Origin of the sequence: Nonomuraea sp. NPDC001636 (assembly GCF_040298265.1) — a bacterium.
Classification (GTDB): Bacteria; Actinomycetota; Actinomycetes; order Streptosporangiales; family Streptosporangiaceae; genus Nonomuraea.
In genome coordinates this window covers 1-26043 of the sequence record NZ_JBEOZT010000030.1, presented here as the reverse complement: position 1 = coordinate 26043, position 26043 = coordinate 1, and the positions used below count along the sequence as shown (strand labels likewise).

The window sequence follows — 26043 nt, the reverse complement described above, 5'->3', positions numbered from 1 at the left end:
TACACCACGGTGCACAAGACTCCCATGAGCGCTCACCGTTAAGTACAAGCCCTGGTGTATACCCATGATGTAACAGAAGTAGACCCAATTCGGGATGTTTACCATGCGGAGTGGTTTGAGCGATCTCCGCCATGGCTAAGTCATCGGGTGCGGGTCTCCAGCGCGGTGGGCCCCCGATCAGAAAGGCGTGGGCCCCGTGACCGAGCAGAGTGAGGTCACAAGGACACTGAGCTCCTTGGTCGCTGGGGAGGTCGCATGACCTCGACCCCGCTGGGCCTGCAGGGCGCCTACCTGCTGGGCGAGCGCGCCACCCACGACGAACTCCGTTCCCGCCTGCTCGACGTGGCGGTGAACCTGCTGCAGAGCGAGGGACCCGACAGCCTGACCATGCGCAGGATCGCGGCCGAGGCCGGCTGCACGACGACCGTCATCTACACGATGTTCGGCAACCGGGAGGGCCTGGCCGAGGCGCTGTATCTGGAGGGTTTCGAGCGTTTCCGCCGCTTTCTCGAAGCGGTCCCGCAGCGGCGCAACCCGCTGGAGTACCTGACCGCGCTCGGCCCCGCCTACCGGCAGGCGTGCCTGTCCGAGCCCGGCTACTACAACCTGATGTTCGAACGGGCCATCCCCGGTTTCGAGCCCAGCGAGCGGGCCAGGACGCTCGCCCGCGCGGCGCTGAACATCCTCGACCGGGTGATCGCCGACTGCATCTCCGCCGGCTACCTGACGCCGACCCAGCCACGCAAGATCGCCGACGCGCTCTGGGCCGCCGCACAGGGCGCGATCAGCCTGGAACGGGCCGGCCACCTGCGGGACGACCGCACGTACGAGGCGGTCACCCTGGCCACGATCTGCTGCTACCTGGTGGACAAGGACAGCCTGCCGTCGGCCCCCGGCCGCTGAAGCACCTGTAGACCGGCGGCGCGCTCAGCGGCGGGCCGCCTCCAGGGCGAGCCACAGCTCGGCGCGTACGCCCGGGTCGTCGAGGTCGCGGCCGAGGAGTTCGGCGACGCGGCGCATGCGGTAGCGCAGCGTGTGCCGGTGGACGCCGAGCCGCTGGGCGGCGGCGTCCCAGTGGCCGTTGCAGTCGAGGTAGGCGCGCAACGACTCGACCAGGTCGGCGCGGGATCCGTACGCGGTGAGCGGGGCCAGCAGCGCGCCGGAGAACGCGCGCAGGGTGTCGGCGTCCAGCAGCGCGAGCAGGCCCTGCCCGGCCAGGTCGGCGAAGCGCGTCATGCCGCCGTCGCTGTGGGCCAGCGCGCGGCGTGCCTGGTCGAGCGCGTCGCGCAGGCCGTCGTAGCGGCCGGGCGAGCTCAGCCCGACCGGCCCCTCCACCTCCCGCGCCACCTTCTCCGCAGCCCCCTCGGACACCAGGCAGACACTCACCGGCTCCCCGCCATGAAGACCGCCACCCCTCCCCCTGCCGCCGCCACCGTGCCCACCACCGGAACCACCGCCCTGAGCGCCGCCGGAACCACCGCCGGAACCACCGCCCTGTGCGCCGCCGGGACCACCGCCCTGAGCGCCGCCCTGAGCGCCGCCCTGAGCGCCGGCGTGACCGCCGGTGCCGTCGTCGAGGAGCGCTGTGAAGCCGTGCGGTTCCAGGGTTTCCAGGGCGGCCGCGCCCGCCGCCAGGACCACCAGCGGCTCGCCGGGCAGCCGCGCGCCGAGCGTGCCGGCCACCGCCCGCGCCTGCTCGACCGCCCCGCCGAGCAGCAGTTCCAGCACGGCCGAGCGGAGCCGCCGGCCGGCCTCCCGCTGGGCCCTGCCCTGCTCCATGGCGAGCGTGAGCAGCGAGCCGGCGGCGTTGATCACCGTGTGGGTCACCGGCGAGAACGGCCTGCGGGCGCCGACCGCGAAGAAGCCGCGCGGCCGTGGACCGCCGCCGAGCGGCTGGATCACGACGTGCTCGTCGGGCCCGGACAACGCCAGACTCGCCGGCACCCGCTCACCCGCCTGGACCGCACCGCGCCTCCGCGCCCCGACCGGCACGCCGCCGCCCACCCGCTGTCCAGCCTGGCCCCCACCGCGCACACGTTCTCCGGCCGGCACGCCGGCGCCCATCCGCTCACCAGCCTGGCGACCACCGCGCACGGGTTCCCCACCCGGCGCGCCACCGCCCTGCCCCCCGGTGGCGGCGGGCTCGCCCGGCAGCGTGCGTTCTCCCCCGGTGGTCTGGTCGGGCTGGGGTCTTGCCGGGCCGCCGGTGCGCAGCCGGCGCAACTCGGCCACCACGACCGGCACGTCGGCCCCCGGCGTGGCGTGCCGGACCTCGCCCGTCTCGTCGAGCAGCACCGCCCAGCCGTCGATCTCCTTGGCCACCCGGTCGATGACCGCGTTCATGCCCTCCGGACGCAGCGCCGCCCGGGTCAGCCGCCCCTGCGCGGCGAAGGCGCGGGTGATCTCGTCGTACTGCTCGGCCGCGAGCAGCTCGCTGACCACCTTGCCGATGGCGATGAACGGCGTCTCGCGCGGCACCTCGAACAGCGGCAGCCCGGCCTCGTCGGCGGCCGCGACCAGGGCGGCCGGGACGTGCTCGTGGGAGAGGCCGACGCCGAAGCCGAGCCCGGCCACCTCGCGGCCCACCAGCCGGGCGACATATCCGGAGAAGTCGCCCTCCAGGCGGATCCCGGTCGTCAGCAGCAGCTCCGAGCCCTCAAGGAACGGCGTCGGGTCCTCCAACTCGCTGACCGCCACCCAGCGCACCTCCGCGTCGAGCGCTCCGGAGGCCGCCGCGCCCGCCAGCTGACGCAACTTCATCCGGCGCACCACGGTGCGGAGCGAAGGTGCCATACGAGTTTGTCCATTCCGGCAAAGGCGAGCACCCCCAGTGTGCCATATCGACGTATCGGCCCAGGTCGGAGCCCGACGTAGCGTCGAGCCCATGAGCATTCCCCAGGAGCGGCGCGTCGTGACCGCGATCCCAGGCCCCAAGTCGCAGGAGCTGCTGGCCCGCAAGCAGGCCGCCGTCCCCTCCGGCATCGGCACCACGCTGCCGGTCTTCGTCACCCGCGCCGGCGGCGGCATCCTCCAGGACGCCGACGGGAACTCTCTGATCGACTTCGGCTCCGGCATCGCCGTGACCAACGTGGGCAACTCCGCGCCGAAGGTCGTCGAGCGCGTCCAGAAGCAGGCGGCCGACTTCACCCACACCTGTTTCATGGTCACCCCGTACGAGTCGTACGTGCAGGTCTGCGAGAAGCTCAACGAGCTGACCCCCGGCGACCACGACAAGCGCACCTTCCTGGTGAACTCCGGCGCCGAGGCCGTCGAGAACGCCGTCAAGGTGGCCCGGCACGCCACCGGCAGGCAGGCGGTCGTGGTGTTCGACCACGGCTACCACGGCCGCACGCTGCTCTCGATGACCATGACCGCCAAGAACATGCCGTACAAGCAGGGCTTCGGCCCGTACGCGCCCGAGGTGTACCGGGTGCCGCTGGCCTACCCGTTCCGCTGGCCGACGGGCGCGGACAACTGCGCGGAGGAGGCCGCCGCGCAGGCCATCGACCAGATCAACAAGCAGGTCGGGGCGGAGAACGTGGCCGCCGTGGTGATCGAGCCGATCGCCGGCGAGGGCGGCTTCATCGTCCCGGCCAGGGGCTTCCTGCCGCGGATCGCCGAGTTCTGCCGGGCGAACGGCATCGTGTTCGTGGCCGACGAGGTCCAGACCGGCTTCGCGCGTACCGGTGACCTGTTCGCCTGCGAGGACGAGGGCGTCGTCCCCGACATCATCTGCACCGCCAAGGGCATCGCGGGCGGCCTGCCGCTGGCCGCCGTGACCGGCCGCGCCGACCTGATGGACCACGTGCACGTCGGCGGCCTGGGCGGCACGTACGGCGGCAACCCGCTGGCCTGCGAGGCCGCGCTCGGCGTCCTGGAGACGATCGAGTCGGAGGACCTGGTCGCCAAGGCCCGCCGCATCGGCGAGATCATGCTCCCCCGCCTCCGCGCGCTCCAGGAGCGCTTCCCGGCGATCGGCGACGTGCGCGGACGCGGTGCGATGATCGCGATCGAGCTGGTCGAGCCGGGCACGAAGAACCCGGACCCGGCGGCCGTCCAGGAGATCGTCAAGCGCTGCCACGCCGAGGGCCTGGTGGTCCTGACCGCCGGCACGTACGGCAACGTGCTGCGCTTCCTGCCCCCGCTGGTCATGCCCGAGCACCTGCTTGAGGAGGGCCTCGGGATCCTGGAGAAGGCCATCTCCGCTCTATAGCAAAGACCGAAAAATCGGGCATCCGGCTTGCGGCTGGATGCCCGATTTTGTGTGTGTAACGCAGGTCACTCGGGTAGAGAATTCACCCTGGCTTGACGCTCAGCTAGACGATCACGGCCTCGGTCAGGGTTATAACGGATCCGGACATGCGGAGGGGCGATGGCAGCTGGGAGCGTGATGAACTGGGGTCCCACCAGGACGGCACGGAGTATGTTGACGTTCGACCCTGAGGGCCTGACGCCGGCCCAGCGCGACGGCGACGCCTGCGTGGTGTGCCACAAGAGGTGGCCGCGGCCCCGGGTCCGGGTCGGCAAACTGCCCGACAACTCCTCCGTGCTCGCCTGCACCGAATGCGCCGAGGCGCTCCTGCCCGCGCCCATGGCGACCGTGGTGGCCTTCCCCGGCCGCTAGGCCGGCCGTCGGTCACGACCGTCAGGCGCGGCCCGACCGTCAGGCGCGGCCCGACCGTCAGGCCGCCGCGGCCGTCTCGCGCAGGCCCCACGGCGAGCCGTACTCGCGCAGCAGGTCGAGGAAGGGCACCGCGTCGAACGCCTCGGGGCCGAGCACGCCCTCGCCCTTCCACACCCCGGTCGCCACCAGCTCCAGCGCGACGACCGGATGGATCGCCGTCTGCCACACGACGGCCTGGGAGCCGTACTCCCGCATCGACCACTCGTTGTCCACCACGTGGTAGAGGTACACCTCGCGCGGCGAGCCGTCCTTGCCGGTGCCCTTGACCCACGTGCCCGCGCAGGTCTTGCCGCGCATGCGGGCGCCCAGTGTCGCCGGGTCCGGCAGGCTGGCGGCGACCATGTCGCGCGGCGCCACCTCCGCCCCGCCCACCCTGATCTTGTCGGCGCTGTCCAGGCCCAGCTTGCGCAGCGTCTTGAGCACGCCGATGAACTCCTCGCCGAGCCCGTACTTGAACGTCACCCGCCGCGCCGGGATCCACCTCGGGACGAGCAGCACCTCCTCGTGCTCGACGTTCACGCACTCCACGGGCCCGATGCCGTCGGGGAAGTCGAACACCTCGGGCTCGCTGAACGGCTCTGTGGTGCGCCACTGCCCGTCCTCCCAGACGACGGGCGGGTTCAGGCACTCCTCGATCGTGGTCCAGATGGAGAACGTGGGCGCGAAGTCGTAGCCGTCCACGACGAGGTTGGCGCCGTCCCTGATGCCGATCTCGTCGATCTCGTCGAACAGGTGGTCGGCGGCGTAGCGGGCGAACACGTCCGCGAGCCCCGGCTCGACGCCCATGCCGACCAGCGCGAGCCGGCCCGCGCCGCGCCACTCGCCGTCGCGCTCGAACTGCCGGTCCCCCAGCTTCACGCCGGGCTTGCGGTACGGCTCGCGCGGATGCGGCTTCGACAACGACATCGCCATGTCCAGGTAGTGGGCCCCGGCCTCCAGGGCGGCCTCGAACAGCGGCATCGTGAAGCGCGGATCGACCGCGTTGAACAGCACGTCACATCGGTGCTCCCGGAGCGCCGCGGCGACCTGGGCCCGGTCGGAGGCGTCCAGCTGGATGGCGGTGAAGCGGGGGTCGTCCACGGCGGCGACGGCGCGGGCCGCCCGGCTCTGTTGGGAGTCGGCCACCACGATGTGTTCGTAGAAATGGCGGCGGGCGGCGATGGGCACCACGGCGGAGCCGACGCCTCCGGCGCCGACGAGAAGGATTCTCATGGAGAGAACATACTCACTGACTGGTCATTCAGTCGAATTTTCGCCGCGGAAAGTCCCACCACCTGGACGTCCTTCGACCCGGAAACAGCGAGACGCCCCGGGACAGGGGGGAAGGCCCGGGGCGTCTCAGCAGGCGCACCCGGGGGAAGGCGCGCCCGCGATGGGGTCGAGCGGAGGCGGAGATCTCACCTACTCGGCGAGTTCGGCCCACCGTTTCCCCCAGACGGCATAATCAGTGCATTCCCCGTCCTCGCCGCGGCAACCGCCCGGCGGCCGGACGGCGAAGGCGATCCGGTCGAGCCGCTTGGGGTCGTCGGCGCCGTAGAGGTCACAGATCGACTTGGCCCGGCCCTTGCACGCCTTGTCGTTGGCCGGCGCGAGGCCCACCCAGGCGGCCGCGTCGCGCTGGGCGTCGGCCGCGGTCATCCAGGTCAGCCAGCGGTAGGCGCAGGTGGTGTCGGGCAGGTTGGCGCCGAGCATCCAGGAGTCGAGCCAGCCGGTGGCCGTCTTGGCGCCGACCGTCCGGACCGGCTTGCCGGCCTTCTGCAGCAGCAGGCGATAGTACGGTGTGGCCTGCGCGTAATCCAGCGACCCGGTGGCGAAGCCCTTGATCAGGTCGATCGGCTTGCGCCAGTAGGTGCGCTCCTTCTGCTGCCCGAGCAGCGCCATGGCCCGGTCGAGCTGCTCCTGGCTCAGCTCGTACGGGTCCTTGACGGTGGCGTCGGCCAGCGCGGCGTCGGCGATGGTCAGCGGGGTGTCGCGGAGCGCGGCCCGGCCGGAGGCGAACACCTGGCCCAGGCTCGCGTCCTTGACCCTGGACGAGTCGTAGATGAACTCGTGGTACCCCCACAGGAACGGCACGCCGTAGACCTTGCCGGACACCTTGGTCATGTCGCGGAAACGCTCGTTCAGGTCGCCGTAGCCGCTCACTTTGGCCGGGTCGATCGGCTGCACCAGCTTGCGCGTGATCAGGTCGCCGGCCAGCGCCGGGCCCGCCGAGATCAGGTCGTACGGGCGCTCGGCGGCGGCGACGGCCCGCTCCATCTCCTCGGCGGTGCGGACGGTGTCGACGCGGGCCAGGCGGCAGCCGGTCTCCTTCTCGAAGGAGCCGACCCAGTTGGCCTTGGGGCTGAGGCCGCCGTACTCGGCGTAGCCGCGGTAGGTGAGGATCTGCAGCGTGCCGTCGCTCTGGGTGGCCGTGGGCGACGGCGTGGCCGACGGGGTCGGCTTCGGGCTGGGCTTGGCGGCCGGCTGTGCCGCCTGCCGCGCCGCCTGCCCGGCAGTCGCGGACACCGCTCCCGTGCCGGCGACCAGCGCCGCCGCGGCCAGCGCCACGGCGGATATGCGACGGCGTCTCACGATGTCCCCCCTTGTCCGTTGCGCTGGAGCTTACCGGGGACGGGACCGGGAGGGACGCCGGTCCCTCCCGGCCGCAGGCGTGAGTTACCCGTTCGTGGGGAAGCCGAGGTTCACGCCGCCGTGGGACGGGTCCAGCCAGCGCGACGTCACCACCTTGCCCCGCGTGTAGAACTGCACCCCCTCAGCGCCATGCACATGCGTGTCACCGAACAACGACGACTTCCACCCGCCGAAACTGTAGAACGCCATCGGCACCGGGATCGGCACGTTGATCCCCACCATCCCCACCTCGACCTCGTTCTGGAACCGCCGCGCCGCGCCCCCGTCGTTGGTGAAGATCGCCGTGCCGTTGCCGTACACACCCTCGTTGATCACCCGCAGGCCCTCCTCGTACGAGGACACCCGCACCACCGACAACACCGGACCGAAGATCTCCTCGGTATGCGTCCGCGACCCCACCGGCACCTGATCCAGCACCGTCGGCCCCAGCCAGAACCCCCCACCCCGGCCGCCCAGCACCTCGACCTCCCGGCCGTCCACCACCAGCTTCGCGCCCTCGGCAACACCCAGATCCAGATAGGACGCCACCTTGTCCCGATGCGCCGCCGTCACCAACGGCCCCATCTCCGACCGCGGATCATCCCCAGGACCCACCACCAACCGGCCCACCCGCTCCACGATCTTGCCGACCAGCTCATCCCCCACCGGATCGACCGCCAGCACGACCGAGATCGCCATGCACCGCTCACCCGCCGACCCGAACCCCGCCGACACCGCCGCATCAGCCACCAGATCCAGATCCGCGTCCGGCAGCACCAGCATGTGATTCTTGGCCCCGCCCAGCGCCTGCACCCGCTTGCCGTGCGCACTACCCCGCTCGTACACATACCGGGCGATCGGCGTCGAACCCACGAACGACACCGCCGCCACGTCCGGATGCTCCAGCAGCCGATCCACCGCCACCTTGTCGCCCTGCACCACCGAGAACACCCCGTCAGGCAGCCCTGCCTCCTGCCACAGCCGCGCCATCAGCAACGACGCCGACGGATCCCGCTCCGACGGCTTCAACACGAACGCGTTCCCACACGCGATCGCCACCGGGAACATCCACATCGGCACCATCGCCGGGAAGTTGAACGGCGTGATCCCCGCCACCACCCCCAACGGCTGCCGCATCGAATACGAATCCACCCGCGTCGAGACACCCTCGGAGAAACCACCCTTGAGCAGATGCGGGATCCCACACGCGAACTCCACCACCTCCAGCCCGCGCGCCACCTCCCCCAACGCGTCCGCATGCACCTTGCCGTGCTCGGCCGAGATCAACGCGGCCAGCTCGTCACGATGGGCGTCCATCAGCTCACGGAACCGGAACAGCACCTGCGCCCGCTTGACGAGCGAGGCGTCCCGCCACGCCGGGAAGGCCGCCACCGCCGCGGCGACCGCGGCGTCGACGTCGGCGGCCGAGGCCAGCCGCACGTGGCCGCTGACCTCCCCGGTCGCCGGGTTGAAGATCTCCGCCGTGCGGCTGTCGCCGTCGACCGGAGAACCGTTGATCCAGTGCTTGACCGACTTCACTGAGCTGCTGCCTCTGCGTTGATGACTTCGAGTGCGTTGACGATGATCCCCAGGCCCTCGGCGGCCTCCTCCACCGTGAGGGTGAGGGGCGGGGCCATGCGGATGGCGGTGCCGTACAGGCCGCCCTTGCCGGCGAGCAGGCCCGCCTTCTTGGTCTCCTCCATGAAGCGGACGGCCTGGGCGGGGCTCTCCAGCTCGACGGCGAACATCAGGCCCTTGCCGCGCACGTCCTTGACGATGGGCAGGCGCTTGGCCGCCTCCTTGAGGCCGCCGATGATGATGTCGCCGGTCCGCGCCGCGTTGGCCTGGAGGTCGTGGTCGAGGACGTAGTCGAGGGTGGCGTTCGCGGCGGCCATGGAGATGGGGTTGCCGCCGAAGGTGGACAGGCCCACGGCGTGCGGGGCGTCCATCAGGTCGCCGCGGGCGACGATGCCGCCGACCGCGAAGCCGTTGCCCAGGCCCTTGGCGAACGTGATCATGTCGGGGGTCACGCCGTGGTTCTGGATGCCGAAGAACGCGCTGCCCGTACGGCCCCAGCCGGTCTGCACCTCGTCGGAGATGAGCAGGATGCCCTGCTCGTCCAGGACCTCCTTGTAGGCGGCGAACAGCCCGTCGGGGGCCATGGTGAAGCCGCCCACGCCCTGGATCGGCTCGGCGATCAGCGCCGCCACGTCGTTGGAGACCGAGGTGGCCAGCACGTGACGCAGGTCGTCCACGCACGCCTTGATGTAGTCGGCGTCGGACAGGCCCTTGAACTGGGTGAGGTGCCGGTCCGCGCCGTGCAGGAAGTGCACGTTGAGCGGGGAGAGCGAGTTGTTCTTCCACGCCCGGTTGGAGGTGACGCTGACCGCGCCGAAGCTGCGCCCGTGGTAGCTCTGCCGCATGGCGAGCACCTGGTCGGTCTTGCGGGCGTAGGTCGCGAGGAGGAGGGCGGTCTCGTTGGCCTCCGTCCCGGAGTTGGTGAAGAACACCTTGGCGTCGGGGATGCCGGAGAGCCGGGCGATCTTCTCGGCGAGCTCGACCTGGCCGCGCAGCAGGTAGACGGTGCTGGTGTGGACCACGCCGGTGGCGAGCTGGCGCTCGACGGCGTCCCGCACCTCGGGCACGTCGTACCCGATCATGTTGGTCAGGATCCCGGCGAAGAAGTCCAGGTAGCTCTTGCCGTCGGCGTCGATGACACGATTGCCCTTGCCGCTGACGATCTCGATGGGCTCGTTGTAGTTGAGGGCCAGCCAGTTCGGCATCACTGCCCGGTGGCGCGCGAGAAGCTCCGACATGCTACCGAGTATCCCGTCCCCCCGGACTTCCCGGCAGCGGCAGGCTGTCGGCGGGGGGTCAAATCCCCTTACAGACTGTAAGTCCTCCCCCTAGGGGATCCCCCGTGCGCCCACGGGCGTACGCGCCGGCTTCCCGGTACGCCGCCAGAGGCATCGCGATTGACCACTCGCGGGCGACGACCCGGCGGGCCCCGCTCGGCCACCATCGGAGCATCGACGAACCGAGGAGACCGAAGATGACCGTCACCATCGACCTGCGCCCCGGGCGCCCCGAGGTGCCCGCCGGGCCGCCCAAGCTCGACCGCGACCAGCTCCGCCGCGCCCAGCAGGACACCCTGGACACCCCGCGGATGGACTACAGCCCGCTGGCCCGGATGATGTTCAAGCCCGTCGACCTCATGTACGGCAGGAAGGGCTCCTACACGAAGTTCGCCATGCTGGAGATCATCGCGCGGGTGCCGTACCAGGCGTGGGAGCGGATGGGCTACTGGGCCGTCCACCGGCACGCCGGACGGTCGGCCCTGGCCAGGAGGGTCTTCGAGCGCATCGTCGAGGCCCGCGCCGACCAGGACAACGAGCAGTGGCACCTGCTGATCATGCAGGACCTGGTGCAGCGCGCCGGGCAGCGGCAGAACTGGCTGCTGCACAAGGCGGCGCCGTGGCTGATCGCGTTCTTCTACTACCACGTGTCCTGGGTGCTGTTCGTGGTCCGTCCCGACTGGAGCTACCGGCTCAACGCCGAGTTCGAGGACCACGCCGAGCACGAGTACATGACGTTCGTGGCCGAGAACCCCGACCTGGACTTCGTGCCCGACCCCGGCACGTACGCCGACGAGTACGGCCGCTACCGCTCGGTGGCCGACCTGCTCCGGCAGATCGGCCACGACGAGCGCACGCACAAGCTCGACAGCCTGGAGAGCATGCGTGAGCCCCGCGTCCGCTAGACCCTGGCCGGTTCGGGAGCCGCGACGGGCGCGGCCGGGCGCAGCACGGCCAGCGCGAGCAGCGCGGCGGCGACGCTGAACCCGGCCCCGACCCACGACCCGAAGTGCACGGCCACGGTGAAGGCCCGGTCGGCGACCTCGCCGAGCCCGACCTGTTCGGCGACCCCGATCGACTCGCGGGCCGCCGCGGGCGCGTCGAGCGGCATCTCCGCGGTGTAGACGCCGGCCAGCACGCTGCCCAGCACGGCGATGCTCATGGCCAGGCCCACCTGCTGCACGGTGTCGTTGAGCGCGGAGCCGACGCCCGCGTGCTCCAGCGGGATGGCCCCCATCAGCGAGGCGTAGGCGGAGGGACCGGCCAGGCCGGCTCCCGCGCCCATCAGCACCAGCCCGCCCATCAGCGGCAGGTAGCCGGTGGTGAGCGCCATCACGACGAACCCGACGGCCATGATCAGCAGCCCGGCCGAGATCAGCACCCGGTTGGACACCTTCTTGCCCAGCGCCGCGCCGACGCCGTTGAACACGACGGCCGCCACCGCCTGGGGCAGCATGGCCAGGCCCGCCTGGAGCTCGCCGTAGCCCAGCACGAACTGCAGGTACTGGGTCAGCATGAGCATCACGGCGCCCGCGCCGAACGACATCAGCAGGATCGAGAAGGACGCGCCGCTGAAGTTGCGGTTGCGGAACAGCTGCAGCGGCAGCATCGGGTGCTCGGCCCGCCGCTCCCAGACGACGAACGCGGCCAGCGCGACCACCGCCACCGCGATGAGGGCGACGTTCCACTCGCGTTCGATGATCACGTAGACGGCCGAGGTCAGGCCGACGATCGAGAGCACCACGCCCACCGGGTCGATCCGCCGCCCGGTGCTGCGGGTCTCGGGCATCAGCACGAACGCGGCCACGATGGCCAGCGCCGCGATCGGGATGTTGAGCAGGAAGACCGAGCCCCACCAGTAGTGCTCCAGCAGGAAGCCGCCCAGCGTCGGGCCGGCGATCACGCCGAGCATCGCCACGCTTCCCCAGATGGCCATGGCCTTGCGCCGCTCGTCCTCCTCGAAGACGGTCATGAGGATGGACAGCGTCGAGGGCATCAGGATCGAGCCGCCGACCCCCATCAGGGCCCGCGCGCCGATCACCTGCCAGGGCTCGGCGGCCAGCACGGCCAGCAGCGACGCGCCGCCGAAGAAGGCCAGGCCGATGACGAGGAAGCGGCGGCGGCCGTACCGGTCGGACAGGCTTCCCGCGGTCAGCAGCAGGCCGGCGAAGACCAGCACGTAGGCGTCGAGGATCCACTGGATGTCGGACGGCGTCGCGCCCAGCTCCTCGATCAGGGACGGGATCGCCAGGTTCAGCACGGTTCCGTCCACCGTGAGGACCAGCAGCGAGAGGCAGAGCACGACAAGGACCCACCATCGACGGGGGTCTCGTACAGCGTTCGAGGTCACTCGCACAGCGTACGACATCTCTCGCACACTGTGCGAGAGCATTTATCCTGGAGGCATGACCGGCAAGCAGTTCACCTCTGTCTGGTTCCGCGAGCCCCGCAAGGCCGCCGCCCCGGGCCGCAGCCGCGAGGAGATCGTCCGGGCCGCGCTGGAGCTGCTCGACCAGGAGGGGATGGCCGGGCTGAGCATGCGCAAGCTCGGCGCGAAGCTGGGCGCCGGCGCCACCAGCCTCTACTGGTACGTCGCCAACAAGGACGAACTGCTCGAACTGGCCTACGACCAGGTCTGGGCCGAGATGACCGTCCCCGACGCCGAGGAGGTGGGCTGGCGCGACGCCGCCTCCGCCATGGCCTACGGCATGCGCACGGTCATGCTGCGGCATCCGTGGTCGGCCGACCTTCTCGGCCGGGTGCCCGCGCTCGGCCCGCACGCCCTGTCCGCCTCCGACCGGATGCGCAGGATCTTCAGGGCGGCCGGGTTCCACGGCCTCGACGTCGACTACGCCGTGGCCGCCGTCACCGCCTTCGTCTACGGCATGACCCTGCCCGAGATCGCCTGGGACGCCACCGCGAACGACTCCGACTACGACGCCGACGAGATGCGCGGCATGGTCGCCAAGGCCGCCGCCGACTTCCCCGACATGCTGGAGAGCCTGGCCATGGGGGCGTACCAGGATCCGCGGGTCCTCCGGGCCACGGCGTTCGACTTCGGGCTCGTGTCGGTGCTCGACGGCCTTGAGCGGCGGCTGGCGACGTAGCAGGATCCGGGGCATGAGCGATTTCCGCGCCGCCCGCGATCTTCTCCTGAGCGCCGACTATGCCACGGCCCGACGCGACTTCCGCTGGCCGCGGGCCGAGCGGTTCAACTGGGCGCTCGACTGGTTCGACGGGGTGCTGGCCGCCGAGACCCCGCAGGCCGCGGCCCTGACCATCGTGAACCCCGGCAGCCGGGTCTCCTGCACCTTCGCCGAGTTGTCGGCCCGCTCCAACCAGGTCGCCAACTGGCTGCACGAGCAGGGCGTGCGCCGGGGCGACCGCGTCCTGCTCATGCTGGGCAACCAGGCCGAGCTGTGGGAGTCCCTGCTGGCGGCCATGAAGCTCGGTGCGGTGGTCATCCCGGCCACGACCCTGCTGACGGCCAAGGACATCGGCGAACGCCTCGACCGCGGCCAGGTCGCCCACGTGATCGCCAACGCCGCCGACGCGGGCAAGTTCGGCGCCGGCGAGTTCACCAGGATCGCGGTCGGCGACGCGTACGGGTGGCTGCCGTACCACGAGGCGTACGACGCCCACGAACGCTTCACCCCCGACGCCCCCACCCTGGCCGACGACCCCCTGCTGCTCTACTTCACCTCCGGCACGACCTCCCGCCCCAAGCTGGTCGAGCACACCCACGCCTCCTACCCGGCCGGCCACCTGTCCACGATGTTCTGGATCGGCCTGCGCCCCGGCGACGTGCACCTCAACGTCTCCTCCCCCGGCTGGGCCAAGCACGCCTGGAGCAACGTGTTCGCCCCCTGGAACGCCGGGGCCACCGTGCTCATCCACAACTACGAGCGCTTCGCCGCCCGCGCGCTGCTGGAGGTGCTGCGCGACGAGCGGGTCACCACGTTCTGCGCGCCCCCGACCGTGTGGCGGATGCTCATCCAGGAGGACCTGGCGGCCTGGAAGCTGCCGTTGCGCACGGCCGTGGCCGCGGGCGAGCCGCTCAACCCCGAGATCATCGACCAGGTCGCCAAGGCGTGGGGCATCACCATCCGCGACGGCTACGGCCAGACCGAGACCACCGCCCAGATCGGCAACGTACCGGACGAGCCGGTCAAGCCCGGATCGATGGGACGCCCGCTGCCCGGCTACGACATCGTGCTCATCGACCCCGTCACCGGCGAGCCCGGCGACGACGGCGAGATCTGCCTGCCGCTCGACCCCCGCCCCCTGGGCCTGATGGCCGGGTACGTCGGCGGCTCCGCCGAGGCCATGCGCGACGGTTTCTACCACACCGGCGACGTCGCCACCCGCGACCAGGACGGCTACATCACCTACGTCGGCCGGACCGACGACGTCTTCAAGGCCTCCGACTACCGCATCTCGCCGTTCGAGCTGGAGAGCGTGCTGCTGGAGCATCCCGCGGTGGCCGAGGCCGCCGTCGTGCCCGCGCCCGACCCGGTGCGCCTGGCGGTGCCGAAGGCGTACGTGATGCTGGCCCCCGGGTTCGAGGCCGGCGCCGACACCGCGCGGTCGATCTTCGAGCACTGCCGCCGGGAGCTGGCGCCGTACAAGCGGGTGCGCCGGCTGGAGTTCGCCGAGCTGCCCAAGACGATCTCGGGCAAGATCCGGCGGGTGGAGTTGCGGGTGCGCGAACCCCGAGGTGAGTACCGCGAGGAGGAGTTCAATCTGTGACAGTGTGTATATGGCTGTATGACCGTTCTTACAGGTTGATCGGCTAGGCTCGCCCCGTGCTTCCCACCATTGCCGACGTCCTCGCCCTGGAGACCGTGCGCCGGGGCGGCCCGCGCGTGGTCGCGGGCGCCGACCGGCTCGACACCAAGGTGCGGTGGGTGCACGTCGGCGAGATCGCCGACATCGCCCATCTGCTGCGCGGCGGCGAGCTGGTGCTCACCACGGGCGTCGCGCTGCCCGACGACCCGGAGAAGCTCGCCGACTACGTGGGCGAGCTCGCCTCCGTGGGCGCCTCCGGGCTGATCGTGGAGCTCGGCCGCAGGTTCCTGCGCGAGCTGCCGCGGGCGGTGGTCAAGTCCGCCGAGGAGCACGGGCTGCCGGTCATCGTGCTGGCCCGCGAGACGCCGTTCGTGCAGATCACCGAGTCCGTGCACGCCCGGATCATCGACATCCAGCTCGAGGAGCTGCGCGCCTCCGAGCAGCTGCACGAGGTGTTCACCGAGCTGTCGGTCGAGGGCGCCTCGCCCGCCGAGGTGCTCACCCAGGTCGCCCGGCTGTCCGGCCGTCCGGTGCTGCTGGAGAACCTCGCCCACCAGGTGCTGGCCTGCGAGTCCGCGGGCCGCGACGCCGGCGCGCTGCTGGCCGGCTGGGAGACCAGGTCGCGCGGGGTGGCCCCGGCCGAGCGCACGGCCTACGACCCCGCCTCCGGCTGGCTGGTCACCACCGTCGGCGCGCGCGGCCAGGACTGGGGCCGGCTGATCCTGATCTGCGAGACGCCGCCGACCCCACGTGAGATGGTGCTGGCCGAACGCGCCGCCACCACCCTCGCCCTCGGCCGTCTGCTCGAACGCCACCAGGAGTCCCTGGAACGCCAGGCCCACGGCACGATCATCACCGGCATCCTGACCCACGCCTACGCCGACCCCGACGAGGCCGCCGCCCGCGCCCGCGCGGTCGGCGTGCCGCTGACCGGGCGCAAGCTGATCAGCGTCGTCATCAGGCCGACCGAGCCCGTCGACCAGGCGCTCGACGGCCAGGCGCAGCTCGGCGAGCTGGCCGAGGCCACCGCCGCCGCCTGCCGCGACGCCCGCCTGCCCGCCCTGGTGGGCGCGCTCGACCAGGAGCGGGTCGGCGTCCTGCTGCCGCTTCCGCCGCGTACCGGCGCCGAGCCCGCGCTGACCGCGCTCGCCGAGCGGCTGCGCATGCTGTGGCGGCCCGGCTCGGTGTTCGTGCTGGCCGCCGGGTCGGTGGTGGAGTCCATCCGGGACGTACGGCGCAGCTTCCTCGAAGCCGAGCAGGTCGCCGACGTGGCCGTGCGCCAGCCGGACGGCCGAGCCTTCTACCGCCTGCCCGACCTGCGCCTGCGCGGCCTGCTCCACCTGCTGCGCGACGACGCGCGGCTGCAGACGTTCGCAGAGCGCGAGCTGGGCCCGCTGCTGGCGCACGACGCCCAGCGCGGCGGCGACCTCACCCGGATCCTGCGCACCTACCTCGACGCGGGCCGCAACAAGGCCGTGGCCGCCCAGAAGGCCCACCTGTCCAGGCCCGCCTTCTACGACCGTCTGCGCCGCCTCGAACGCATCCTCGACACCGACCTCGACGACGTCGAGTCATGCCTGTCACTGCACGTCGCGCTGCTGGCGCTGGAGTCGTTCCGCAGGGAGAACCGTTGAGAGCTCGTGATCACGGCATCGTCATCGGCACCGGCGTCCCCGGTCCGCTGAACGCGATCACCGACGTGCCCGGCGTGCTCGTCGGGCACACCACGCTGACCGAGGGCACCGCCCGTACGGGGGTCACCGTCGTCCGCCCCGGCCCCGGCCCGGCCTACGACTCCCCCGTCTACGCCGGCTACCACTGGCTCAACGGCAACGGCGAGATGACCGGCCTGCCCTACCTGGACGACTTCGGCCTGCTGCACTCGCCGATCGGGCTGACCAACACCTTCTCCGTCGGCGTGGTGCGCGACGCGCTGGTCTCCCTGGAGATCGGCGGCCGGGGCGGGAGCGCGTGGTCGCTGCCGGTGGTCGCCGAGACCTGGGACGGCCGGCTCAACGACATCGACGCCCGGCACGTCCGCCAGGAGCACGTCGAACGGGCCTACCACGGCGCCTCGGCGGGCCCGGTGCCCGAGGGGTCGGTCGGCGGCGGCACCGGCATGATGTGCCACGGCTTCAAGGGCGGCATCGGCACCGCGTCCCGGGTGACCGGCGACTACACGGTCGGCGTGCTCGTGCAGGCCAACCACGGCAGCCGCGACCGGCTCACCGTCAACGGCCGCCCGATCGTCATGGACGACGTGCCCCGCCCCGGCGGCCCCGAGGGCGCGGGCTCGATCATCGCCGTCGTCGCCACGGACGCGCCGCTCCTCCCCCACCAGTGCCGCAAGCTCGCCCAGCGCGCCGGGCTCGGCGTGGCCAGGACGGGCGGCGCCGGCGAGAACGGCAGCGGCGACGGGTTCGTCTGCTTCGCCACCGGGAACCGCGGCCTGCCCTCCAACGCCCTCGACGACGATAAGAGCTCCGGCGTGTTCGAGGTGCGGGTGCTGGCCGACGCCCGTCTCGACCCGCTCTTCCACGCCGCGATCGAGGCCACGGAGGAGGCCATCGTCAACGCGCTGGTCGCCGCCGATACGATGACCGGCGCGAACGGCTTCACCGCCTACGCACTCGACGGCGCCCGCCTCGCCGACCTGGTGAAATGAGCAACATGTCTGACGTCCTGATGCCCACCCTCGAAGACCTCGGCCGCATGATCGCGACCGCCGGCGCGTTCGCCGTGCCCGTGCACGACGTGCGGCTGACCCCCGACGAGCTCGACCCCGAGCAGATCGTCGCCGGCGACCCGGCCACGTCGTCGCTGGAGCTCGGCGACGGCAGGGGCATCTGGGAGATCACCCCGGGTGTCGTCACCGACGTCGAGACCGACGAGATCTTCGTGGTGCTGTCCGGCCGCGCCACGATCGCCGTCGAGGGCGGCACCACGATCGAGGTGGGCCCCGGCGACGTGTGCCTGCTGGCCGAGGGCGCACGCACGACGTGGATCGTGCACGAGACGCTGCGCAAGGTGTACCAGTCCCGGCAGTCGGGGCAGTCCGAACAGTCCGAGCAGTCCGGGCAGCCGGGGAATTCCGGGCAGTCCGGGCGACCCCGCTAGAACCCCATCGCCGCGCGCACCTCCGCCAGCGTGCGGACCGCCCGCTCCCGGGCCCGCTCGTTCCCCTGCGCCAGCACCTGACGCACGTCGGCCTCGGTGTGCTCGCGCCGCCGCCGCCTGATCGGGCGCAGGAACTCGTTGACCGCCTCGGTGGTCAGCGCCTTGAGCGCGGCGGCCCCGCCGTCGCCGATCTCGTCGGCGATCTCCCGGGGCGGACGGCCGAGGCAGAGCCCGGCCAGCGTGAGCAGGTTCGCCACGCCCGGCCGGTGCGCCTCGTCGAAGGTGATCAGGCGGTCGGAGTCGGTGCGGGCTTTGCGGATGAGGGCCGCGGTCTCGTCCTCGGTGGCCGCCAGGGCGATGGCGTTGCCGCGGCTCTTGCTCATCTTGCCGCCGTCCAGGCCCATGAGCAGCGGACGCTCGCCCAACATGGCCTCGGGCAGCGGGAAGACCTCGCCGTACCGCTCGTTGAAGCGCCGCGCGACCAGCCGCGCCACCTCCACGTGCGGAAGCTGGTCGCGGCCCACCGGCACCAGCGTGCCCTTGCAGAACAGGATGTCGGCGGCCTGGTGCACCGGATAGGTGAACAGCAGGCCGCTGACCGCGCGCCGGGCGCTGTGCGCGATCTCGTCCTTCACCGTCGGGTTGCGGCTCAGCTCCGCCACCGACACCAGGCTCAGGAACGGCAGCAGGAGCTGGTTCAGCTCCGGGATCGCGCTGTGCTGGAAGATCGTGACCTTGCCCGGGTCGAGGCCGACGGCCAGGTAGTCGAGAAGCACCTCGGTGATGTTGCGCTGGATCTCGCCGGGCAGGTCGCGGTCGGTGATCACCTGGTAGTCGGCGATCAGCACGTACGTCCGGTAACGGTCCTGCAGTTCCACCCGGTTGGCGAGGGTGCCGAAATAGTGGCCCAGATGCAGGCGTCCGGTCGGACGGTCGCCGGTCAGGACGACGTCGTTCACGATGGGTCTCTCCTTCAGGTGTGCCGCCGCCTGAGGGGAGCCCGCACGCTCGGAAAGGGCCGCCACCAGGACGGCCGAGCATGGGAAATCAGCGGCCGTCTGCCGGCCGCCACCACATGCTGATACGGGACATAGCTCAATGTTATCTGGGCTGGGTGTCAATCTCGTAACCTCTTGAGCAGTTTGGCGCGTTCGGCTGACTCCGGGACCTTGATCTCGTCAGGATGGTTCGGTCCCTTTTCCGCCCTCTGGAGAGTTCATGTCTCGACGCACCCTCGCCGGCGGCCTGGCCATAGCCGCCACGATCACCGTCACCACGCTGCCCGCCTCGGCGGCGCAGCTCGCGGTGAAGTTCCCGTCGGCCAGTTTCCCGCTGGGCGCCCGGCCTGCCGCCACCAAGACGCTGACCGCCGTGACGCAGGGCATCGACCTGTACGACGTGAAGGCGGGCAGCTCAACCGACGGCTACACGGTGACCGTGCTCATGCCGAGCGGCCGCGACTACGGCGCGCTGGAGACCGCCCAGGCCAAGGTCGCCGAGGTCGAGGCGGCCGGAGAGGCGCCGAGCCTGCAGAAGGTGGTCCGGCCGAGCGTGGCCGACGCGCCCTCCCAGACCGTCTACATGGTCCGCGTGGGCCTGTGGTCCTTCAAGGACAAGGCGAAGGCCGACGAGACCGCCAAGGCGCTCAAGGAAGCCGGGCTGAAGGTCAAGGTCGACTACCTCGGCGACGACGGCCTGAAGACCACCGGCCCCTGGGACGCCAAGGTCGTCATGATCGACTCGCGGACGTTCCGCGGCTCGTACGCCGCCTCCCTCGGCACCAGCGTCGCCGCGCGCGAGACGGTCTCCTCGATGGCCAAGGCGCGCAACGCGGTGGTCGGCGTCAACGGCGGCTTCTTCAACATCCACACCGCCAAGAACCTGCGCGGCGAGCCCGTCGGCGCCTCCGTGGTGGCCGGCCGGCTGCTCAGCGAGGCCGTGCCGGGCCGCTCCGCCGTGGTGCTCCAGGGCCGCAGCGCGCGCATCACCGAGCTGAAGACCGCCGTCACCGCCGTCTCCCAGGACGGCGACAAACTCGTCGTCACCGGCGTCAACCGCGCCGCCGCCGCGGACGAGGCCGTGCTCTACACCGAGGAGTACGGCGCCAAGACCCCGACCGGCGGCACCGACGTCGTCCTCGACGCCAACGGCAAGGCGGTCACCGTACGCGCGAGCGGCGCCGCCGTGGCCAAGGGCACCCAGGTGCTGCACGGCCAGGGCGGCGCCGCCGAATGGCTCGACGAGCACGCGGGGGAGGGCTGGACGGTCAAGATCGACACGAAGGTCACCGACCTGCGCACCCGCAAGACCCTCAAGCTGACCCCCGACCTGAACGTCATCGCCGGCGGCGTCGGCCTGGTCCGCAACGGCCACGTGAAGATCACCGCCAAGCGCGACGGCCACGACTCCGTGAACATGATCCTGCGCCGCCACCCGCGCACCCTCCTCGGCGTCACCAGGAACGGCAGCCTCATCCTGGCCACCATCGACGGCCGCCAGCCCGGCGTGACCATCGGCGCCAACTTCCACGAGGCCGCCCAGTTCATGCGCTGGCTCGGCGCCGTCCAGGCCATCAACCTGGACGGCGGCGGCTCGACCGCGATGGTGGTGTCGAACAAGCTGGTCAACCGGCCATCGGACGGCGTGGAGCGCGGCGTCGGCGACGCCCTCCTCGTCCTTCCCCAGTAGCCGCCGGGGCGCGAGGGGCAGGCTCGCCCCCTCCGCCCCGGCTCCCCTCTGCCAAGCCCCCACCGCCCCGGCTCCCCGTCCGCCAGGCACACCCACCCCCAGGCTCTCCCTCCGCCAGGCACCCCCCACTGCCCAGCTGTCCTCTCCGCCGGGCCTCCACCCATCCCCATGGGTGGGCCACGTCTCCTGGCAGGGGCTTCACGGGCGGGCGTGGGCCGTCCAGTGGGCGAGTTGTTCCCTGGTCGTCACCGTCGCCGGATGCCGGGCCCCCAGCACGCGAGCCCGGACCGGCAGCAGCGCCGCACAGAGATCGCGAGCCCCCGCCGCGTCCCCCGCCATCCCCGTCCAGTACGCGAGGTTGGCCTTGGCGGTCAGGGTGTCCGGATGCTCGGCCCCCTGCACCCGCTCCCGTACCGGCACCAACGCCGCGTACTGATCCCGCGCCGCGGCCGCCTCCCCCAGCTCCCCCGTCCACCGCGCCAGCTCGTGCCGGATCGTCAACGTGTCCGGATGGTCGGGCCCGAGAATGCGCTCCCGGACGGGAAGCAGCGCCGCGTACAGGTCACGGGCGGCCGCCGCGTCCCCCGCCTTCCCCGTCCACTGGGCCAGGCTGGCCCTGGCGGTGAGCGTGTCCGGATGCTCGGGCCCCTGCACCCGCTCCCGCACCGGCACCAACGCCGCGTACTGATCCCGCGCCGCGGCCGCCTCCCCCAGCTCCCCCGTCCACCGCGCCAGCTCGTGCCGGACGGTCAACGTGTCCGGATGATGCGGCCCCGACACCCGCTCCCGTACCTGGAGCAACGCCGCGTACTGGTCGCGAGCGGCCAGCGCGTCCCCCAGCTCGCCGGTCCACCGGGCCAGCTCGTGCCGGTTGATCAGCGTCGAGGGATGCTCGGGCCCCTGCACCCGCTCCCGCACCGGCAGCAGCGCCGCGTACTGGTCACGGGCCGCGGCCGCGTCCCCGGCCTGCCCGGTCCACTGGGCCAGGTTGGCCTGCGTGGTCAGGGTGTCCGGATGCTCGGGGCCCGACACCCACTGCCGGACGGGCAGCAGCGCCGCGTACTGGTCGCGGGCGGCCACCGGATCGCCCGCCCGTCCCGTCCACTGGGCCAGGTTGTGCCGGGTCGTCAGGGTGTGCGGGTGTTCGGGGCCGAGCACCCGTTCGTAGACGGGCAGCAGCTCCAGGTACTGGTCACGCGCCGCCGCCGGGTCGCCCGCCTCGCCCGTCCAGAGCGCCAGCTCGTGCCGGGCCGTCAGCGTGGCGACCTCCTCCGGGCCGAGCGCCGCCGCGAGCGCGTCGGCGATCTCCTGGAACAACGACCGCGCCGTACGGTAGTCGCCGCTGGCCCCCAGATACTGGGCCGTCTTGTCCATGCCGGGCGAGGTCGGCCCGAGCACCGTCCGGATGTGCGGGAGCAGCCTGGCGTACCTCGCCCACCGCGCCTTCTGCCCCGGATTGTCGGGCAGCACGGCCTCCACCAGCACCGCCGCCACCTCCCGCCACCGGCGCTGCGCGCGCAGCGGAAGCTGGTCGAGCGTGACGGCCTGCACCAGCCGGTGCACCGTGACCGTCCCGTCCACGGGCGGACCGATCAGGCTGTGCCCCCGCAACGCGCTCAGCGCCGCGTTGATCCTCAACGTGTCCCGCGGCAGCGCCCGCATCATCAGCAACACGCTGGGATGCACGTCACGCAGCACGCTCGTACGCGCCCCGGGGATCCGGCCGTAGGCCCGCCGCCGCTGCACGTCCGCCCGGAACAGCTCCCGCGGCGCCCACCGCGCCAGCGGCGAGAGCAGCAGATGGTACGGGATCGCCTCGTGCGCGTAGCAGGACAGCAGCCGCAGCAACGCGATGGCCTGCGGACTCGTCCTGGCCAGCCGCCGGAACGCGAACTGCCACGTGGAGGCCACCCGCTCGCGATACCCCCACGCCTGCCCCTGCGCCAGCAACTCGGCACGCTGGTGATGCAGCAGATCCAGGTACTCCGACAGCTCCAGCCCCGTCTCCGACATGTAGGCCGCGGCCTGCTCCAGCGCCAGCGGCAGCGCTCCGAGCTCCGCCACCACGGCCGCCGCCGCGACGGCGTCGTCCTGCCCCGTGCTCGCCAGCATCAGCAGCGCCGCCGACTCCAGGTCGAGCACCGGCAGCTCCAGCCCGCGATCCCGCGGCCAGCTCCCGGACCGGCTCGTGATCAGCACGTGCCCCGGCCCCGCCGGCGGCAGCACGGCCCGCACCGCCTCGGCCTCCGGCACGTTGTCGAAGATCAACAACCATGGTTCGGTACGCGCCGCCAGCGCGGCGTGCACCTGGTCGACCGGGTCCGCCGCGTTCGCGCCCAGCTCCCGTAAACCCATGAGAGCCGCCAACCGGGCGAACGCCGCCGACAACACCGCAGGATCGGCCGCCGGCAACTGCCAGACGAGTGCGTAGTCGTGCTGGTAGCGATAGGCGTACTCCAGCGCGAGACTCGTCTTGCCCACGCCGCCGAGCCCGTGCACGGCCACCACCGCCGGCCGCACCTCGCTCGCCAGCAGCCGCTCCCGCAGCTCGGCCACGGCCTCGTCCCGCCCGACGAGCTGCGGCGGTCGCGGCGCCAGCTGCACGGGCCGCGTCGCCACCTGGGGCCGAGACGGCAGATGCACGTCCCCGATGACCTCGACATGCCCCCCGGTCACCGCCGTGGACCTGTCCCCGGTCATGGCCAGCCCGGACTCCTGCCGCCCGACCACGATCGACCGCTGCCCCTCGGCCCTCTCGACCGCGCCGGCACCACCGACGGCCCCACCGCGACCGTCACCATCGCCACCCGGCCCGCTACCGCGCCCGCCACCGGGCCCATCCGCACCGGCACCCGTACTGACAGCATCCTGACCAGCCTCATCGGAGCCACCAGAACCGGCACCAGGCCGCCCGGCCCCCTCGTCCCCCGGACCGCTCTCACCGCCACCGGTGGGCGCCATGGCCGCCCGAAGCTGCGCCCACAACCCGACCCCGGCGATGAACAACCCGGCGACACCCACGAACATGCTGACGACGCTGGCCCGCTTGTCCAGCATCTCCAGCTGTAACGGCTCGGCGAAGAACCCCACGACCCCCGCGGCCACCAACCCGACGGAGATCGACGCGAACGTCCACGCCAGCAGCCGACGGCTACGACGCGCTGACTGCTTGGAAGGGGGAGAAGCGGTCACTCTTATAGACGTACCCGATTACGTTCAGTATCCCAGCGAGATTATCGGGACCATGAACAACCCCTGACCTTGCCCAATCGCCATCCGGCGTACGACATCACCGATCACCGGCCCCAGACGCGCCGCCGCTCACCCCCAACGCCCCGGCGCCCGGCTTCCTTGCTCCCCCGCCACCCCATCCGCTTCGCACCCGCCGACCTCCCAACTCATCCAGCGGGGTGAATCTCAACCTTGCGAACCCATCGGCGGCGGCTCGACGAGATGGTGAAGGATCCGCTCCCGCATCGACCGGCGTTCCAACGCCCGCCGCACGTCCTCCACCACCGCCGCCATCGCGTACGGGAGCTCGCCGTCGAGCTCGGCGACCGTCCGGTGGGTGGCACGCCACTCCGCCTCCAGGAACGGCACCAGCGACCGGCCGCGCTCGGTCAGGTCGATGCGGCGGGTACGGGCGTCGGGCCCCGGCTCCGAGGTGACGAGCCCTTCCTTGCGCATGGCGGCGACGGTCTGACTGATCGCGGAGTGCGAACGATTCAGGGACTTCGCGAGCTCGCGAATGGTCAGCGGCCCCGTGTGGGCGAGCCGGATGAGCGGATAGGCGAACCGGGGGCGCACCCCGTCGAGGCCACGCTCCAGGTAGACCTGTTCGATCTCAGCGTCCATGGCCGCCAGAAGCTCGTGCAGGGAGTGCCAGGGGTCGGGTGTCGCGGTGGGGTCCGAAGATGTCACAGTGCTAATATAACAGCGCTGTCATAAACGTCGGCGGCATTCCGCCGCGTCCGGCGCACACCAATCCTCCAACAGCAGGAGCCCCCTTGTATCCCTCGATCGAACCGTACGAGCACGGCATGCTCGATGTCGGCGATGGCAACCTCATCTACTGGGAGGTCTGCGGCAACCCCGACGGCAAGCCCGCCGTCGTCGTGCACGGCGGGCCCGGGTCGGGCTGCTCGACCGGCGCCCGCCGCAGATTCGACCCGGACCGTTTCCGTATCGTCCTGTTCGACCAGCGCAACTGCGGCCGCAGCCGCCCGCACGCCGCCGACCCGGCCACCGACCTGACGGCCAACACCACCCACAACCTGATCGCCGACATGGAACTGCTGCGCGAACACCTCGGCATCGACCGGTGGCTGCTGTACGGCGGTTCGTGGGGTTCGACCCTGATCCTGGCCTACGCCGAGACCCATCCCGAGCGGGTGTCGGAGATCGTCATCCCGGCGGTCACCATGACCCGCCGCTCCGAGATCGACTGGCTCTACCGGGGCGTCGGCAGGTTCTTCCCGGAGGCGCACGAACGGTTCGTGCAAGGCGTCCCCCAGGCCGACAGCGACGGGAACGTGTTCAAGGTGCTGGCGGCGTACTCCCGACTGCTGGCCGACCCCGACCCGAAGGTACGCGAGAAGGCCGCCCACGACTGGATCACCTGGGAGGACGCGGTGATCTCCCAGGAGATCAACGGCACCCCCAACGCCTACAGCAACCGGCCGGACGACGCCATCTTGGCCATGACCCGCATCTGCGCTCACTACTTCGCCAACGCCGCCTGGCTGGAGGAGGACGCGCTCCTACGCAACGCGCACCGGCTGGCCGGCATCCCCGGCGCCCTGATCCACGGCCGCCTGGACGTGGGCAGCCCTCTCCAGACAGCCTGGGAGCTCACCAAGGTCTGGCCCGACGCCAATCTGCACGTGGTCGCAGACTCCGGCCACACCGGCAGCGAAACCTTCACCAAGATCCTGAACGAGGTCATAGAAACCTTCTCACCCCCCACAAACAGAACTGACCCCGGCCCACCCTCACCTCATGGCCTGGGCGTCCCCCGGCGACCACCACACCGCCATCAAACGACAGGCAGCCCCTACGGCACTGCACGTAAGGATCGACGACCGGATCAGACGCCGGCCTGGCCCGGGACGCAAGTCGTAGCCCCCTGAATCGCATCCAAGCCCCAGGCGTCCTGAATTACCCCGGAAATGCAGAAAGGGCCCCGACCGAAGTCGGAGCCCTTTCAAAAGATTGTCCGGCGGTGACCTACTCTCCCACACCCTCCCGAGTGCAGTACCATCGGCGCAGAGAAGCTTAACTTCCGGGTTCGGAATGTAACCG

General features: G+C 71.4%; 20 protein-coding genes and 1 rRNA gene. 11 read left to right on the top strand and 10 right to left on the bottom strand.

Features of this window, described 5'->3' with window-relative positions:
* Positions 1-255 precede the first annotated feature (255 nt).
* The gene (locus ABT158_RS40715) at positions 256-903 is read left to right on the top strand and encodes a TetR/AcrR family transcriptional regulator (protein ID WP_352362964.1); all 648 of its coding nucleotides are present in this window, start codon (positions 256-258) and stop codon (positions 901-903) included.
* A 24-nt stretch (positions 904-927) separates the two neighbouring features.
* On the opposite strand, the gene ABT158_RS40710 is transcribed toward ABT158_RS40715, so the two are convergent.
* The gene (locus ABT158_RS40710) at positions 928-2793 is read right to left on the bottom strand and encodes a PucR family transcriptional regulator ligand-binding domain-containing protein (protein ID WP_352362962.1); all 1866 of its coding nucleotides are present in this window, start codon (positions 2791-2793) and stop codon (positions 928-930) included.
* Between the two features lie 91 nt (positions 2794-2884).
* Between ABT158_RS40710 and gabT the strand changes: the two genes are divergently transcribed.
* Together gabT and ABT158_RS40700 are read left to right on the top strand one after the other, a co-directional pair.
* Complete coding sequence (gene gabT / locus ABT158_RS40705; RefSeq protein WP_352362960.1) at positions 2885-4213, top strand: 4-aminobutyrate--2-oxoglutarate transaminase; 1329 nt, start codon at positions 2885-2887, stop codon at positions 4211-4213.
* A 210-nt stretch (positions 4214-4423) separates the two neighbouring features.
* Positions 4424-4624 carry a hypothetical protein gene (locus tag ABT158_RS40700; protein WP_352362958.1) on the top strand — a complete coding sequence of 67 codons (201 nt, stop codon included), beginning with the start codon at positions 4424-4426 and terminating at the stop codon, positions 4622-4624.
* Between the two features lie 57 nt (positions 4625-4681).
* Here ABT158_RS40700 and ABT158_RS40695 read toward each other — a convergent pair whose 3' ends face one another.
* The 4 genes from ABT158_RS40695 to ABT158_RS40680 all read right to left on the bottom strand — a co-directional run bounded on the left by ABT158_RS40695 (position 4682) and on the right by ABT158_RS40680 (position 10110).
* Complete coding sequence (locus ABT158_RS40695; RefSeq protein WP_352362956.1) at positions 4682-5896, bottom strand: saccharopine dehydrogenase family protein; 1215 nt, start codon at positions 5894-5896, stop codon at positions 4682-4684.
* Positions 5897-6085: 189 nt separating this feature from the next.
* A complete protein-coding gene (locus ABT158_RS40690) occupies positions 6086-7255 on the bottom strand; it encodes an extracellular solute-binding protein (RefSeq protein WP_352362954.1) in 1170 nt (389 codons plus the stop codon).
* Positions 7256-7339: 84 nt separating this feature from the next.
* Positions 7340-8833 carry a CoA-acylating methylmalonate-semialdehyde dehydrogenase gene (locus ABT158_RS40685; RefSeq protein ID WP_352362952.1) on the bottom strand — a complete coding sequence of 498 codons (1494 nt, stop codon included), beginning with the start codon at positions 8831-8833 and terminating at the stop codon, positions 7340-7342.
* A complete protein-coding gene (locus tag ABT158_RS40680) occupies positions 8830-10110 on the bottom strand; it encodes an aspartate aminotransferase family protein (RefSeq protein WP_352362950.1) in 1281 nt (426 codons plus the stop codon). The genes ABT158_RS40685 and ABT158_RS40680 overlap by 4 nt, the downstream gene beginning before the upstream one ends.
* Before the next feature lie 236 nt (positions 10111-10346).
* On the opposite strand from ABT158_RS40680, the gene ABT158_RS40675 reads away from it, so the two are divergent.
* Positions 10347-11054 (top strand): alternative oxidase, encoded by a 708-nt coding sequence (locus ABT158_RS40675; protein ID WP_352362949.1) that lies wholly within the window; start codon positions 10347-10349, stop codon positions 11052-11054.
* On the opposite strand, the gene ABT158_RS40670 is transcribed toward ABT158_RS40675, so the two are convergent.
* Entirely contained in the window at positions 11051-12451 is a 1401-nt protein-coding gene (locus tag ABT158_RS40670; protein WP_352362947.1) for an MFS transporter, read from the bottom strand. The genes ABT158_RS40675 and ABT158_RS40670 overlap by 4 nt on opposite strands.
* Before the next feature lie 103 nt (positions 12452-12554).
* Between ABT158_RS40670 and ABT158_RS40665 the strand changes: the two genes are divergently transcribed.
* From ABT158_RS40665 to ABT158_RS40645, 5 genes are read left to right on the top strand one after another with little or no spacing between them, the layout of a single operon-like run.
* Positions 12555-13256, top strand: a complete 702-nt coding sequence (locus ABT158_RS40665; RefSeq protein ID WP_352362945.1) for a TetR/AcrR family transcriptional regulator C-terminal domain-containing protein — start codon at positions 12555-12557, stop codon at positions 13254-13256.
* Positions 13257-13269: 13 nt separating this feature from the next.
* Positions 13270-14898, top strand: a complete 1629-nt coding sequence (locus tag ABT158_RS40660) for an AMP-binding protein (protein WP_352362943.1) — start codon at positions 13270-13272, stop codon at positions 14896-14898.
* A 56-nt stretch (positions 14899-14954) separates the two neighbouring features.
* Positions 14955-16571 (top strand): PucR family transcriptional regulator, encoded by a 1617-nt coding sequence (locus tag ABT158_RS40655; protein ID WP_352362941.1) that lies wholly within the window; start codon positions 14955-14957, stop codon positions 16569-16571.
* Positions 16568-17602: a DmpA family aminopeptidase gene (locus ABT158_RS40650; RefSeq protein WP_352362939.1), complete on the top strand. Its 1035-nt coding sequence runs from the start codon at positions 16568-16570 to the stop codon at positions 17600-17602. Before ABT158_RS40655 ends, ABT158_RS40650 begins: the two co-directional genes overlap by 4 nt.
* A gap of 5 nt (positions 17603-17607) precedes the next feature.
* Entirely contained in the window at positions 17608-18054 is a 447-nt protein-coding gene (locus tag ABT158_RS40645; protein WP_352362938.1) for a cupin domain-containing protein, read from the top strand.
* On the opposite strand, the gene trpS is transcribed toward ABT158_RS40645, so the two are convergent.
* Positions 18051-19013 carry a tryptophan--tRNA ligase gene (gene trpS, locus ABT158_RS40640; RefSeq protein WP_352362936.1) on the bottom strand — a complete coding sequence of 321 codons (963 nt, stop codon included), beginning with the start codon at positions 19011-19013 and terminating at the stop codon, positions 18051-18053. The genes ABT158_RS40645 and trpS overlap by 4 nt on opposite strands.
* A 259-nt stretch (positions 19014-19272) precedes the next feature.
* On the opposite strand from trpS, the gene ABT158_RS40635 reads away from it, so the two are divergent.
* Entirely contained in the window at positions 19273-20742 is a 1470-nt protein-coding gene (locus ABT158_RS40635) for a phosphodiester glycosidase family protein (protein ID WP_352362934.1), read from the top strand.
* Between the two features lie 198 nt (positions 20743-20940).
* On the opposite strand, the gene fxsT is transcribed toward ABT158_RS40635, so the two are convergent.
* Both fxsT and ABT158_RS40625 read right to left on the bottom strand, forming a co-directional pair.
* Positions 20941-23442, bottom strand: coding sequence for an FxSxx-COOH system tetratricopeptide repeat protein (gene fxsT / locus ABT158_RS40630; RefSeq protein WP_352362932.1), 2502 nt, complete (start codon positions 23440-23442; stop codon positions 20941-20943).
* Between the two features lie 717 nt (positions 23443-24159).
* The gene (locus ABT158_RS40625) at positions 24160-24663 is read right to left on the bottom strand and encodes a MarR family winged helix-turn-helix transcriptional regulator (RefSeq protein ID WP_352362930.1); all 504 of its coding nucleotides are present in this window, start codon (positions 24661-24663) and stop codon (positions 24160-24162) included.
* A gap of 86 nt (positions 24664-24749) precedes the next feature.
* Between ABT158_RS40625 and pip the strand changes: the two genes are divergently transcribed.
* Positions 24750-25871, top strand: coding sequence for a prolyl aminopeptidase (pip, locus tag ABT158_RS40620; RefSeq protein WP_352362928.1), 1122 nt, complete (start codon positions 24750-24752; stop codon positions 25869-25871).
* 84 nt (positions 25872-25955) lie between these two features.
* Here the strand turns inward: pip and rrf are convergent.
* Positions 25956-26043, bottom strand: a 5S ribosomal RNA gene (gene rrf, locus ABT158_RS40615); the annotation flags it as partial.

Excerpts from the sequence above, each read along its gene's own strand:
- fxsT (WP_352362932.1), bottom strand. The coding sequence starts at position 23,442 with ATGACCGGGGACAGGTCCACGGCGGTGACCGGGGGGCATGTCGAGGTC.
- ABT158_RS40645 (WP_352362938.1), top strand. The coding sequence starts at position 17,608 with ATGTCTGACGTCCTGATGCCCACCCTCGAAGACCTCGGCCGCATGATC.
- ABT158_RS40665 (WP_352362945.1), top strand. The coding sequence starts at position 12,555 with ATGACCGGCAAGCAGTTCACCTCTGTCTGGTTCCGCGAGCCCCGCAAG.
- ABT158_RS40715 (WP_352362964.1), top strand. The coding sequence starts at position 256 with ATGACCTCGACCCCGCTGGGCCTGCAGGGCGCCTACCTGCTGGGCGAG.
- ABT158_RS40635 (WP_352362934.1), top strand. The coding sequence starts at position 19,273 with ATGTCTCGACGCACCCTCGCCGGCGGCCTGGCCATAGCCGCCACGATC.
- gabT (WP_352362960.1), top strand. The coding sequence starts at position 2,885 with ATGAGCATTCCCCAGGAGCGGCGCGTCGTGACCGCGATCCCAGGCCCC.
- ABT158_RS40700 (WP_352362958.1), top strand. The coding sequence starts at position 4,424 with ATGTTGACGTTCGACCCTGAGGGCCTGACGCCGGCCCAGCGCGACGGC.
- ABT158_RS40675 (WP_352362949.1), top strand. The coding sequence starts at position 10,347 with ATGACCGTCACCATCGACCTGCGCCCCGGGCGCCCCGAGGTGCCCGCC.
- ABT158_RS40680 (WP_352362950.1), bottom strand. The coding sequence starts at position 10,110 with ATGTCGGAGCTTCTCGCGCGCCACCGGGCAGTGATGCCGAACTGGCTG.
- ABT158_RS40695 (WP_352362956.1), bottom strand. The coding sequence starts at position 5,896 with ATGAGAATCCTTCTCGTCGGCGCCGGAGGCGTCGGCTCCGCCGTGGTG.
- ABT158_RS40710 (WP_352362962.1), bottom strand. The coding sequence starts at position 2,793 with ATGGCACCTTCGCTCCGCACCGTGGTGCGCCGGATGAAGTTGCGTCAG.
- ABT158_RS40660 (WP_352362943.1), top strand. The coding sequence starts at position 13,270 with ATGAGCGATTTCCGCGCCGCCCGCGATCTTCTCCTGAGCGCCGACTAT.